The organism is Hydrocarboniphaga effusa AP103 (genome assembly GCF_000271305.1).
In the GTDB taxonomy this organism is placed as follows: Bacteria; Pseudomonadota; Gammaproteobacteria; order Nevskiales; family Nevskiaceae; genus Hydrocarboniphaga; species Hydrocarboniphaga effusa.
The window spans coordinates 1,018,521-1,031,045 of record NZ_AKGD01000002.1 but is presented as its reverse complement, the minus strand read 5'-3'; the positions used below and the strand labels follow the sequence as shown (position 1 = coordinate 1,031,045).

Sequence of the window (12,525 nt, the reverse complement as noted above, 5' to 3'; positions counted from 1 at the left end):
TTGTATAATGAGATCGATCATAACCCAGGCCACACCGATGTCAAAAGCCCTCAAGACCGCTCAGAAGAAAAAAAAAGCAAAGCCGAAAGCAAAAACGGCCTCTCACGCCAGTGCGCAGCCGGATGAACCGCGCGTCAACCTGCGTTTGCAGCAGAAAGAAGCGACACGCGCCGCGATCCTGCAGGCTGCGTTGCAGGTGTTCTCCGAGCACGGCTTCGCTGGCAGCTCGACCCGCGATATTGCGGAGCTGGCCGGAGTGCATCACGCGCTGATCAAGTACTACTTCAACAGCAAGGACGCGTTGTGGCGCGAAGCGGTGACGTTTCTGTTCGCGCGCCAATTCGCCGAACTGTCGGCGCCGCCATCCACGGTGCAGCTGCGCACACGCGAAAGCCGGCGCCAGTTCGCGCGCGAGGCTTTGCGCCGCTACGTGCTGTATTGCGCGCGCCATCCCGAGCATGCGCGTCTCATGGTCCAGGAGAGCGTGCGCGACAGCGAAAGGCTGCACTGGGCAGCCGATCATTTCATCGGCGAAACCTCGCGTTCCGCAGAACGCTTCGTGCGCATGCTGCAGGGCGAAGGCATTCTGCCGAAAGCCTCGGCCCCGGCACTGGTCTACGTGATCGTTGGCGCCGCGCAGTCGTTCTACACGCTGGCGCCGGAAGTGCGGCGCGTCTGGAACATCGATCCGGCAGACGACGCCGTCATCGAAGCACACATCGAAGCGGTGCTGGGCGTTTTCATTCGCTGACCGGCAGCTTGCGCGCCGCGATTTCCTCGACGATGCGCGCATGCTCCTTGAGCCCGATCGGATAAAAATAGACCAGCGCGGCCGATACCAGGCCGCCGATCAGCGGCACCCAGAACATCAACTGCTTGAGGTCGTTCAAGGTCGCCGCCGACTGCAGCTCGTTGGGCACGTATCCGATCTGCTTCAGTGCAAGGCCCAGCACGCCTGCACCGACGCCGAGCGCGACTTTCTGCGCGAGCACGCCGCAACCGAAAATCAGTGATTCGGCGCGCACGCCGCTACGCCATTCACCGTATTCCACGGTATCCGGGAGCATCGACCAGAAGCAGACACCGTAGGCGCCGGTGCCCATCGCACACAGCGCCAGCGATACGAACAGGAACGGCAGCGGCATGCCATCGGACCAATGCCAGCAGCAGATACCGATGATCGCGGGAACCGCACCGACAAGCCAGGCGCGGCGCTTGCCGTAGGTGCGTGCCAACCAGGTGAAGATCGGGACCGACAATGCCGCGACCAGCGCCACCACACCCATCGCCGCGCTGCCGAGTTCGGCGCGACCGACCACGTACTTGAAGTAGTACAGCAGGTTTTTTCCGAACAGCGTCGACGATATCGACGCGATCATGACCGCCCCGAGTACCAGCATCAGCGGACGATTCAGATACAAGGAGCGCAGCAGCGCCTTCATCGGCGGCTTCTGCTGAGCTTGATCCTCGATCTTGTCGTAGCCCTTCGCGGCCCAAGCGGCGAGCAGTAGGCTCAAGCTCGCGATCACGCCGAAGATCAGCGCCAGCATCACCCAGCCGCGACGCGGCGCATCCTCCGTTCCGAGCGCTTTCACCAACGGCAAAGTCAGACTGGCGACCAGCAGTGCCGAGACCGTCGCGAACACCATGCGAATGCCGGCGAGATCAGCCCGAATGCGCGCATCGCGGGTCACGCGCGCGAACAGCGAGGCATAGGGAATCGAAATCACCGCATACAGGCTGCGAAAGCCGACATGCAGTATTGCGGCGAACACCATGCCTGCGGTGCTGTCACCCGCCGGACCGGCGAACATCGCCGCGAAGATCACCGCCAGCGGCAAGCCGCCGAACAGCAGATACGGGCGATAGCGGCCGAAGCGCGTACGCGTGCGATCCGCCAGCGAGCCGATCAACGGGTCCAGCGCCGCATCCCAGATCAGAGCCGCCATGTAGATCGCACCCGCGACGGCAGGCGCCAGACCGAGCACGTCGGTATAGAAAAACAGCAGGTAGATCGACGCCGTCTGCCAATACAGATTGAAGCCGAAGTCACCCGCGCCCAGCGCAAAGCGGCGCCCCAGACCCATGTTGAGTTCCATGTCGACTCTCTCCCGGGAGCTCTCATGATTATGTGCATGCATTTTCACTCACCATTTGTATAATGAGTTTTCCGAAGTATGGGGGATCACATCAAAATGTCAAAGCTCTGGGTGAGAATCGAAGGGACGCGTTTCGTCGATCGGCAAGGCCGGCACCTGATCCTGCGCGGGGTCAATCTGGGTGGTGACTGCAAGCTGCCCTATCCCGACGGCGGCACCGATCGTCCTTCCGATTTCAGCGATCATCGCAGCGTCAGTTTCGTCGGGCGCCCATTTCCACTCGCCGAAGCCGACACGCATCTGGGGCGTATCGCGCGCTGGGGCTTCAACACACTGCGCCTGCTGGTCACCTGGGAAGCCGTCGAGCACGCCGGCCCTGGCGAGCATGATGCCCACTACGTCGACTACGTCGGCCATATCTGCGAACGCGCGGCCGCGCACGGGCTCGCGGTGTTCATCGATTTTCATCAGGACGCGTGGAGCCGCATGTCGGGCGGCAGCGGCGCGCCCGGCTGGACTTTCGAAAAGCTCGGGATCGATTTCCGCCGCTTCGATGCCGCTGCGGCCGCGCACGTGATGCAGTATCGCTACGACTATTCGAACCCGGAACGGCGCCAGGAATCGCGCTATCCGGCGATGAGCTGGCCGGTGAACTATCGCATGGCAGCCAACGGCATCATGTGGACCGCGTTCTTCGCCGGCGCCACCCTGACGCCGCAATGGCAGGTCGATGGCGAAAACGTGCAGCACTACTTGCAGCGCCACTATTTCGGCGCTGTCGCCGCGATCGCAAAGCGTGTCGCCTCGCTACCCAACGTGATCGGTTTCGACAGTCTCAACGAGCCCGGCATCGGCTGGGTGGGGCAGAAGATGTCGCAGCGTCCGGCACCGCCACCGATCAGCGATCACTCGCCGCTGCGCCTGGGCCCGATGTGGACGCCGTTCGACGGACTCAGGGCAGCACGCGGGCTGACGACGAAGGTTCCGTTTTATTCGCGCGCCGCGGATGGAAGCATTGCGGTACACGAAGTCGAATACAACAGCTCGAGGACATCGATCTGGCTGTCGGACGGCTCCGATCCGTTCGAGCAGGCCGGTGCCTGGCGCGCAGGCGAAACCGCAGCGCAGGTCGTCGACGAGGATTTCTTCATCAAGAACGCCGGGCAGCGTATCGATCACGAACGCGATTTCATGCAGCCGTTCTTTCATCGCATGGCAGCGGCCATCCGCAGCCACAATCCGGATTGGCTGCTGTTCGCCGAGATCAATCCGCATCTGATCGCGCAGGGGCGCAGCTTTCCGAAAGACATGCCACCGGCAACCATCAATGCGAGCCACTGGTACGATCTGGCACTGCTATGGAGCAAGCGCAGCCCATCGACGCCGAATGCCGCGCATCAAACAGAAAAAAGGAAGCTCTACGGCTTGCAACTCGCCTACTTCCGCACCATAGGCGAACGACTCAACGGCGGCGCGCCGACGCTGATCGGCGAATTCGGCGTGCCCTTCGACCTCAACGACGGTGAATCCTTCCACCGCTGGAGCGCAGGCGAGCGCAACAGCGCAGTCTGGCAGGCCCAGGCGCTGGCATTGCAGAGTGTCTACGACACGCTCGACACGCTGCTGCTGTCGTCCACGCAATGGAACTACACCGCATCCAACCGCAACGATCTTCGCGTCGGCGACGGCTGGAATCAGGAGGATCTGTCGATTTTCTCGTGCGACCAGCAGCCTGGCGACGACGACGGAGGTCGCGCCGTAGCGGGATTCTGCCGGCCCTACCTCCAGCGCGCCCAAGGCCGGATTCTCCAAGTCCACTACTCGCAGGATGAAGGTGTATTCCGCTTTTCGATCGATCTCGATCCTGAAATCGAGGGTGATACCGAAATATTCATTCCGGCACGGTTTGCACGCACGGCACCATCGATCGCTCTATCTGGGGCCGCAGTTCAGCAGCAACATTCGCCAGATCGGCAATTGCTGAAGCTGCGAGCGGCTGCCGCCGGCATAGTCGAGGGCGTCCTACACTGCCGTTGATGAGGGAACCCGACGAAGGTGTTGGCTCCGTGCTTCAAGGCCATCGGTAAAAGTACGGAGCGACTGTTGGATAAGGACTTGGACGCGGTGGCCCGCAAGCTCAACGCACAGTGGAACGCGGCGCCTCTGGTCGCCCATCTGCCGAATACTACGAATACCGCAGCGTCTACGATTTTCTGCGCAGCAAAGGCGTAATGAAGGAATGCCAGGCCAGCGACCACGTGCATGACGCCCCAGCGGTCGAGATCGAAGTCAGGGGTGCCGACCCGGATGCCGCGAAGGAGCGTGTGAAGGCGAACCTCGCGACGACCGACGGCGTCTGGATCGAGGACAAGAAGCCAATGGCGCAGTGGGCCAGGGACGTCGCCGAGTTCCGTGCGACCAAGACCATCGCGGCGATGCGGAAGGCGATCGACGCCAGGGGCGGCCTCGCTCCTTGAGGGCGTGGCTAGCTCAGCTTGCCCAGCACCGACAGCGGAAGCCGCCGCATCACGAAGCCGATCGGCGTCCACGGCCAGCCCGGCACATAGGCTTTGTCGGGCTCACGTTCGATGGCCTTGACGAGCGCCTTGCAGCCCGTGACGGTGTCGACGACGAACGGCCGGCTCTTCATCTTGCGATTGATGTCGGTGTCGATGTAGCCCGGGTAGATCGTGCTGATCTTGATCGGCTTGCCACGCATTTCGATGCGCAGGCCTTCGGCCAGCGCGGCGACGCCGGCCTTGGTCGCCGCGTAGGTGGCCATGATGCGCGGCATGCCGCGCATCGCGCTCATCGACGAGATGATCACGAGGTGGCCCTGGCGTTGCTCGCGCAGGATTTCCATCGCCGCTTCGCACTGGGCGAGCGCCGCGACGAAGTTGGTTTCGGCCGTGTGGCGATTGGCTTCGAAGAGCCCGGTGCCGACCGGCCCGCCCTTGCCGGCTCCGGCGTTGACGATGATTCGATCGAGCGTGCCGAATTCGTCGTGGAATTCGCGAAATACGCGAAACACGGCTTCGTGGTCATTCACGTCGAGAGCCCGGATGCTGACGCGAATGTTGGGATGGCGCTCGACCAGCTCGTCGCGCAGGGCTTCGAGCCGGTCGAGGCGACGGGCGCAGAGCGCGAGATCGCGGCCCTTGGCAGCCCATTCGCGAGCCATGCCTTCGCCCAGGCCGGAGCTCGCCCCGGTGATCAGAATGCTGCGTCGCATGCGGAAATTCCTCGTCGGGTACGGCGCACTAGCCTTTGGTCTAGGTCCGCACGTTATAGGCAAAACTGGTGCTATCCATTCGCCGGACTGACAGCTTAAATGTGTAGAATGCCTGCCCCTCTTCCACGCCTGCCGGAGCTTAAGCCGCATGAGCACGACCGTCCGCATTCGCAAAGGCAACCTCGAGGTTGCCCAGGTCCTCCACGATCTCATCGAACAGCGCATCCTCCCGGGCGTCGGCGTCGACAGCGGCGCGTTCTGGAAGGGCTTCGAAAGCCTGGTCGATACCTTCGCCCCGCGCAATCGCGAGCTGCTCGCCAAGCGCGACGCCATCCAGGCGCAGATCGATGCCTGGCACCGCGAGCGCGCCGGCCAGCCGCACGATGCGGCGGCCTACAAGCAGTTCCTGACCGAGATCGGCTACCTGCTGCCCGAGCCGGCCGACTTCAAGATCAGCACGCAGAACGTCGATGCCGAAATCGCCGAGCAGTGCGGCCCGCAGCTCGTGGTGCCGGTGATGAACGCGCGCTACGCGCTCAACGCCGCCAATGCGCGCTGGGGCAGCCTCTACGACGCGCTCTACGGCACCGACGCGATCTCCGAAGAAGGCGGCGCGACCAAGGGCCCGGGCTACAACGAAGTGCGCGGCGCCAGGGTCATCGCCTATGCGAAGGCCTTCCTCGATGCCACCGCTCCGCTCGCCAGCGGCAGCCACGCCGATGCGACCGCCTACACGATCGAGGGCGGCCAGCTGTCGGTGACGACGGCCGCCGGCAAGACCGGGCTCGCCACGCCGTCGCTGTTCGTCGGCTATACCGGCGATGCGACCGCGCCGACCTCGGTCCTGCTCAAGCACAACGGCCTGCATGTCGAGATCGAAATCGACCGCGCGAGCCCGATCGGCAAGACCGATGCGGCCGGCGTGAAGGACGTGGTGCTCGAATCGGCGATCACCACGATCCAGGACTGCGAAGATTCCGTCGCGGCGGTCGATGCCACCGACAAAGTCGTGGCGTATTCGAACTGGCTCGGCCTGATCAAGGGCGACCTCGTCGAAGAACTGCAGAAGGGCGGCCGTACGATCACGCGCAAGCTCAACACCGATCGCACCTACGTGAAGCCCAGCGGCGGCGAGTTCACGCTGCCGGGCCGCAGCCTGCTGTTCGTGCGCAACGTCGGCCACCTGATGACGAACCCGGCGGTGCTGGACGGCCAGGGCCGCGAGATTCCGGAAGGCATTCTCGATGGCGTGGTGACGAGCCTGATCTCGTCCTACGACGTCAAGAAGCTCAACACGCTCAGCAACTCCAAGACCGGCAGCATCTACATCGTCAAGCCGAAGATGCACGGCCCGGAGGAAGTGCAGTTCGCGGTCGATCTGTTCGGCGCCATCGAAGACCTCATCGGCCTGCCGCGCAATACGATCAAGATCGGCATCATGGATGAGGAACGCCGCACGACGGTGAACCTCAAGGCCTGCATCAAGGTGGCGTCCGAGCGCGTGGTGTTCATCAACACGGGCTTCCTCGATCGCACCGGCGACGAGATCCACACCTCGATGGAAGCCGGTCCGGTCGTGCGCAAGGCGGTGATGAAGTCGCAGCCGTGGATCAGCGCCTACGAAGACTGGAACGTCGACATCGGCCTGGCCTGCGGCCTGCCCGGCAAGGCGCAGATCGGCAAGGGCATGTGGGCGATGCCGGACCTCATGGCGGCGATGCTCGAACAGAAAGTCGGCCACCCGAAAGCCGGTGCGACGACGGCGTGGACGCCCTCGCCGACCGCCGCGACCCTGCACGCGATCCACTATCACCAGGTCGACGTGTTCGCGCGCCAGAAGGAAATCGCGGCCGGCGGCCGTCGCGCCAAGGTCGATACCATCCTGACGATTCCGCTGATGGGCGATGCGCGTCCGACGGCCGAAGAGATCCAGCAGGAGCTCGACAACAACGCGCAGGGCATCCTCGGCTACGTGGTGCGCTGGATCGACCAGGGCGTCGGCTGCTCGAAGGTGCCCGACATCTCCAACGTCGGCCTCATGGAAGACCGCGCGACGCTGCGCATCAGCAGCCAGCACATCGCCAACTGGCTGCGCCATGGCCTGACCAGCGAGGCGCAGGTCATGGAGACGCTCAAGCGCATGGCCGTGGTCGTCGACAAGCAGAACGCCGGCGATCCGTTCTATCGCCCGATGGCGCCGAACTTCGATGGCGTTGCGTTCGCCGCGGCCTGCGACCTCGTGTTCAAGGGGACTTCGCAGCCGAATGGCTACACCGAGCCGCTGCTGCATCAGCGTCGACTGGAAGCCAAGCTCAAGGGCTGAGCTTCAGCGCAGTCGCCACTGCCGCTCTACACCACATCGCGCCTGAGCCATCAGGCGCGATGTGCGTTTGGGGCGTCCGGACTGCCGATGCGCTTGCCTGCCTTGTCCGTCAGCCACTGACGCGCTGGCTTTTCGATCAGCGCATAGGTCATCGCCGCCATTGGGACCGTCGCCGCGAGCGCTAGCAGGCTTTCGATCACCAGCAGCTCGTTGCGCGATGCGAGCGCCGCGATGCGCGGGTGCAGCGTCTGCAACAGCAGCAGCACGAGCGGATGCACGAGGTAGATCGAATAGCTGATCTCGCCGAGCCGGACCGCAGCCCTGCGATTGAGCCCATTGCCCGGTTGGCGATCGGCGCTCGCGAGCGCGTAGATCAGCAGCGGATACAGCGGAATCAGGAACCAGGCATCGTGATCGTCCGCGCGCATCGCCGGAATCGCATAGATCGCGACGAGCATCGCAGCGAGCAAGGCGAGCGGATAGCCCGCTCGAACCGGCTGGGCGCCGCGTCGCCAGATTTCCCACACCACCCAACCCAGGCCGAAGCCCACGGCGGCACGCAGGAACGCGGGCCAGCCGATGAAGACACGCGTCGGATCGAAGAAATGAAGCCCGACGCCGACGCCGCAGGCGAGCACGCAAAAGCCGATCGCGAGCGTTCGCGTGACTGAGCCGCGCAGCCACAGGATCAGCGGGAACACGGTGAAGTAACTCCACCACTCGACGCTGATCGACCACGACGGATAATTCCAGAGTCGCTCGGCGGCGATCATCGGCATCGCGCCGAGCAGCGTGAGTTCGCGCAGCGCCGACATTGCGGAGTAACGCTCGTCGAGCGGCTCGCCGTGCTGATACGCGAGCATCGCGACACCGGCCGCCATCGCGAGCGTCGTCACCAGGTGCAGCGGATAGATGCGGGCGAAGCGCGCACGGAAAAACCCGCTCCAATCGAAATGCCTGGAGCCCGGCTTCAGATACGCGAGGCCGATGACGAAGCCCGACAGCACGAAGAACAGATCGACGAACGGCTGGCCGCGCAGCACGATGTCCCCACCGATGACGAAGACGTTGACGTGATGGACGACGACGGCGATCGCGGCGATGCCGCGCAAGCCGGTGAGCGATTCGATCTGGCGAGCCATCGGCCCATTGGACCGTCGCCGCTTGAATTGCGCGTGAACCGACCTGCCGCAAGCTCTGGCCCGACGAGCGCGAAAACCAAAACGGCCCGGAATTCCGGGCCGTCTCTGGTCACTCGATGCGGTTCAGGAAGCCGCTGGAGCCGGCGCTGCGGGCACCAGGGCCTTGAGCGGCTGAGACTCGTCCACGAGCACCATCGGATCCGCCTTGACGCGCTCGGCGACGAGCTTCTTGGCGACCATGAACTCCTGCGGACGGCTGATCGAATCCACCGCCAGCACCACGCCGTCCTTCAGGTAGAACGCGAGGAAGTTGCGATTCGCCGGCGAGCCGCGCAGCGCCACGGTGTCGTAACCCTGGTTGAGCCCGACCATCTGCAGCTTGAGGTCGTACTGGTCCGACCAGAACCACGGCACCGCGTTGTACGGCTTCTTCTGGCCGACGAGCAGGGCGGCCGCGGAGCGGGCCTGTTCGAGCGCGCTCGGCACCGATTCCAGGCGCAGGCGGCGGCCCGCGTAGGCGTTCGGATGGCTGCTGCAATCGCCGATGGCGAGGATGTCCGGATCGGAGGTCTGGCCGTACTCGTCGACGGCGATGCCGTTCTCGAGCGCAAGGCCCGCTTGCTCGGCAAGTTCGACGTTCGGAATCAGGCCGATGCCGACGATGATCACGTCAGCCGGAATTTTGTGCCCATTGGCCGTCAGTACCGTGGTGACCTTGCCCTCGGCGTCGAACTCGAAGCCGGTGAGCGCGGTGTTGACGAGGATGTTGACGCCGGCTTCGCCATGCACCTGCTGGTAGAAGGCCGAAACTTCCGGCGCGGTCACGCGCTGCAGCACGCGATCCATCGCCTCCAACACGGTGACGTCGATGCCCTTCTTGCGCGCGACCGCAGCCACTTCGAGGCCGATGTAGCCGCCGCCGATGATGACGAGCTTGTTGCCGGGCTTGAACTGCTCTCGCATGTTGTCGACGTGGCCGATCGTGCGCAGGTAGTGCAGGTTCGGCGCCTTGTTGACGCGCTCGTCGCCGAGCGAGAGCTGGCGCGGACGGCCCCCGGTGGCGAGCACGAGCTTGCTGTACGACAGCGTGCGCCCGTCTTCGAGCGTGACCGTCTTGGCGGCCTTGTCGATCGCGGTGACGCGGCTGTTCGGAATGAAATCGATCGCAGCGTTGGTGTAGACCGCCGGCCCCTTCACATAAAGACGCTCGTGGGTGATGTCGCCCGACAGAAACGCCTTCGACAGCGGCGGGCGCTGATACGGCAGATGCGGTTCCTCGCCGATCAGGGTGATCGGCCCTTTGTATCCATTCATGCGCAGCGCGGTCGCCATCTCGCCCGCCGCGTGACCAGCCCCCACGATCAACACCGGCTGGGACGTTTCCTCTGTCGTCATTGCACCCTTCTCTCGTCGTTATTAGGCCTCTGTAACCTGACAAGAGTAGGCATCTTGGGCGTCACGCTCAAGGCGCCGCCTTAGATAAGGCGAGCAGATTCCGGTTCGAGGCGGGGCGCTCAGCCGGGCGCGGCAGCCGCCGCGGCCGAGCGCTTGGCCCGGATCTCGAGCCAGAAGTGCAGCAACAGGGCTGCGATCAATGGCGCGATGTAGTACACCGCCCGGAACGCCAGCAGCGCCGCGAGCAGGCGTCCGTGGCCGATCGTGCCGCCCAGGATCGCCAGAAAAGTGCCTTCGAGCACGCCGATGCCGGCCGGCAGGCGCACGATGAGCCCGCCCAGGCCGCTCGCCATGAACGCGATCATCGCCTGCGAAAACGCCACCTCGCGCGGCAGCAACAGATACACGGCTGCCGATGCGGCGAGCCAGTTCACCGACGAGAGCGCCAGTTGAGCGCCCGCGTACGGAAGCGTCGGGCATTCGAAATGCACGCCCCGGATCTCCCGCGAACGCCCGTGGAAACTCGCGCAGAACACCAGATAAGCCGCGACGATGCCGAGCATCAGCAAGCCGAGTCCCTGCAGCGCGGCCGACCCCATGTGCCAGGAATCACGCAGCTTGGGAGGGGCGATCAGCAGCACCAGGCCCGCGAGCAGGATGAACCCGACCCAGTTCGTCAGTACGGAGAGACCGATGATCTGCGTCGTGCGTGCGGTCTCGAGGCCGTAGCGGGAATACAGCCGGTAGCGAAAGCCCAGGCCGCCGAGCAGGGCGCCGACATTGAGGTTCACCGCGTAGCTCACGAACGCGATACTCATGACGGTCGGGGCCGGAATGTCGTGATGGACGTAATGCTTCGACAGCAGATCGTAAGCGCTGCACGCGACATAGCCGATCAAGGCGAGCCCGAAAGCGCCCGCGATCGTCAGCGCGTCGTAGCGCAGCAGCGAGGTGGTGATTTCCTTCCAGTCGAGCTCAGAACCCCGATCGATGACGATCCACGCGACGGCCACCAGGAACACGATCGACAGGATCAGCTTGCCGCGTTGCTGCCACTTTGCTTTGTCCATGCCGAGCAAGGTCCGACCCAGGGATTCGGGGCCTAGTCTGTCGGTAGGTACTGAATGAGCAGTGACTTGCGGCGTCCTCGCTCAGATCGGCTCGCGCGCCTTGGCCTGCCTTCCGTCGCCTCGATAGCCTGACGCCGGTCCACTGCTTGAACGCGCGATGGAAGGCGCTCGGCTCGGCGAATCCGAGCGTCAGCGCGATATCCGCGATGCTGGCGTCCGAGCGCTGCAGATGCGAAATCGCCAGATCGCGACGCACCGCGTCGCGAATGGCGCTGAAGCTGGTGCCTTCGCGTTCGAGCCGGCGTCGCAGCGTGGTCGCGCCGATGTGGAACTCATCGGCCAGCACCTCGAAACTCGGCCAGTCCGACGGCGGCCGCGAGCGCAGATGGCGGCGCACCCGGCTCGAGAGGCTGTTCTCGTTCTTGTACTTGAGGATGAAGTTGCCCGGAGCACCGCGCAGGAAATCCCCGAGCGTGCGCTCGGTCTGGGCAACCGGCGTCTCCAGCAGCAGGGCATCGAAGATCATCCGCGTGACGGGCGCATCGAACTGCGAGTCGCTCGAATACACCGCCTTGTACTCCTCGCCCCAGGGCGGGCGCGGATAGGCGAACAGCGCTCGCCGAACCGGAATGCGCCGCGCGATCAGCCAGCAGGCCAGGCCGTGAATCAGGGTCAGCAGGGTTTCGTGGGCGAGAACTCGGTCGATCTCGCCAGCCGGGCCGCGCGGCAGCAGATCGACGAGCCGCAACTCGGCGCTTTCGGCACCCGTCTCGAAATCGATGCGGATATCGTCGAGCAGGATGCGGAAGAAACGCGAGATGCCGACCAGCACTTCGCGCAGATTCCGCGCCTGCAGCCCGCTGCGTGCGATCAACGCGAAGCTGCCGACCTTCACACGACGCGAGTCGAGGCCGAAGAACTCATCGTCGAGCGCCCGGCCTACGGCGAGCCAGAGGGCACCGAACTGGCCCGGCGAGACGCGCGCCGCGTCGTTCTCGAGCGCTTTGGATGGAATCTGCGCTGCGGCCAGCAGCGGAGCAGCCGGCTGGCCACGCCGAGCCGCCGAGGCGATCACCTCGCGCACGAAGGCGATCGACACGGTGCCCGCGGTATGGTCCTGCACGGTCTCGTTTTTCTGGGTTCCCATAGGAATGACCAATTCTCTCATCGCGGATGGCGGTTTTCGACATTCGCCGGCGAATGGAGGCTTTTTAAACTTGTCGCCTTATCGCGAACGCGGGGGCTACCCCGATGGGTGTCGCTT

At 64.3% G+C, this 12,525-nt stretch carries 10 protein-coding genes and 1 pseudogene; 5 read left to right on the top strand and 6 right to left on the bottom strand.

Features of this window, described 5'->3' with window-relative positions; all coding sequences use genetic code 11:
- Positions 1-37 precede the first annotated feature (37 nt).
- Positions 38-751: a TetR/AcrR family transcriptional regulator gene (locus WQQ_RS15955; protein ID WP_007186261.1), complete on the top strand. Its 714-nt coding sequence runs from the start codon at positions 38-40 to the stop codon at positions 749-751.
- On the opposite strand, the gene WQQ_RS15950 is transcribed toward WQQ_RS15955, so the two are convergent.
- Positions 741-2,099: an MFS transporter gene (locus tag WQQ_RS15950; RefSeq protein WP_007186260.1), complete on the bottom strand. Its 1,359-nt coding sequence runs from the start codon at positions 2,097-2,099 to the stop codon at positions 741-743. The two genes, WQQ_RS15955 and WQQ_RS15950, sit on opposite strands and share 11 nt — an antisense overlap.
- A gap of 78 nt (positions 2,100-2,177) precedes the next feature.
- Here WQQ_RS15950 and WQQ_RS25275 point away from each other — a divergent pair.
- From WQQ_RS25275 to WQQ_RS15940, 3 genes and pseudogenes are all read left to right on the top strand, one after another.
- Positions 2,178-2,519, top strand: a pseudogene (locus tag WQQ_RS25275) (endoglucanase); the annotation flags it as partial.
- Between the two features lie 240 nt (positions 2,520-2,759).
- A complete protein-coding gene (locus tag WQQ_RS15945) occupies positions 2,760-4,136 on the top strand; it encodes an endoglucanase (RefSeq protein ID WP_366489872.1) in 1,377 nt (458 codons plus the stop codon).
- Between the two features lie 110 nt (positions 4,137-4,246).
- Positions 4,247-4,576, top strand: a complete 330-nt coding sequence (locus tag WQQ_RS15940; protein ID WP_157534716.1) for a hypothetical protein — start codon at positions 4,247-4,249, stop codon at positions 4,574-4,576.
- An 8-nt stretch (positions 4,577-4,584) separates the two neighbouring features.
- Here the strand turns inward: WQQ_RS15940 and WQQ_RS15935 are convergent, their stop codons facing one another.
- Positions 4,585-5,331, bottom strand: a complete 747-nt coding sequence (locus WQQ_RS15935) for an SDR family oxidoreductase (protein WP_007186256.1) — start codon at positions 5,329-5,331, stop codon at positions 4,585-4,587.
- A 148-nt stretch (positions 5,332-5,479) separates the two neighbouring features.
- Between WQQ_RS15935 and WQQ_RS15930 the strand changes: the two genes are divergently transcribed.
- Positions 5,480-7,654 carry a malate synthase G gene (locus WQQ_RS15930; RefSeq protein ID WP_007186255.1) on the top strand — a complete coding sequence of 725 codons (2,175 nt, stop codon included), beginning with the start codon at positions 5,480-5,482 and terminating at the stop codon, positions 7,652-7,654.
- Between the two features lie 50 nt (positions 7,655-7,704).
- Here the strand turns inward: WQQ_RS15930 and WQQ_RS15925 are convergent, their stop codons facing one another.
- The 4 genes from WQQ_RS15925 to WQQ_RS15910 form a co-directional block, all read right to left on the bottom strand.
- A complete protein-coding gene (locus tag WQQ_RS15925; protein ID WP_007186254.1) occupies positions 7,705-8,796 on the bottom strand; it encodes an acyltransferase family protein in 1,092 nt (363 codons plus the stop codon).
- A gap of 123 nt (positions 8,797-8,919) precedes the next feature.
- Positions 8,920-10,191, bottom strand: a complete 1,272-nt coding sequence (locus WQQ_RS15920; RefSeq protein ID WP_040454249.1) for an NAD(P)/FAD-dependent oxidoreductase — start codon at positions 10,189-10,191, stop codon at positions 8,920-8,922.
- A gap of 119 nt (positions 10,192-10,310) precedes the next feature.
- Positions 10,311-11,261 carry a lysylphosphatidylglycerol synthase transmembrane domain-containing protein gene (locus WQQ_RS15915; RefSeq protein ID WP_040454247.1) on the bottom strand — a complete coding sequence of 317 codons (951 nt, stop codon included), beginning with the start codon at positions 11,259-11,261 and terminating at the stop codon, positions 10,311-10,313.
- On the bottom strand, positions 11,167-12,408 hold the full coding sequence (locus WQQ_RS15910) for an AraC family transcriptional regulator (protein WP_007186250.1): 1,242 nt from the start codon (positions 12,406-12,408) through the stop codon (positions 11,167-11,169). Before WQQ_RS15910 ends, WQQ_RS15915 begins: the two co-directional genes overlap by 95 nt.
- Between the last annotated feature and the right edge of the window lie 117 nt (positions 12,409-12,525).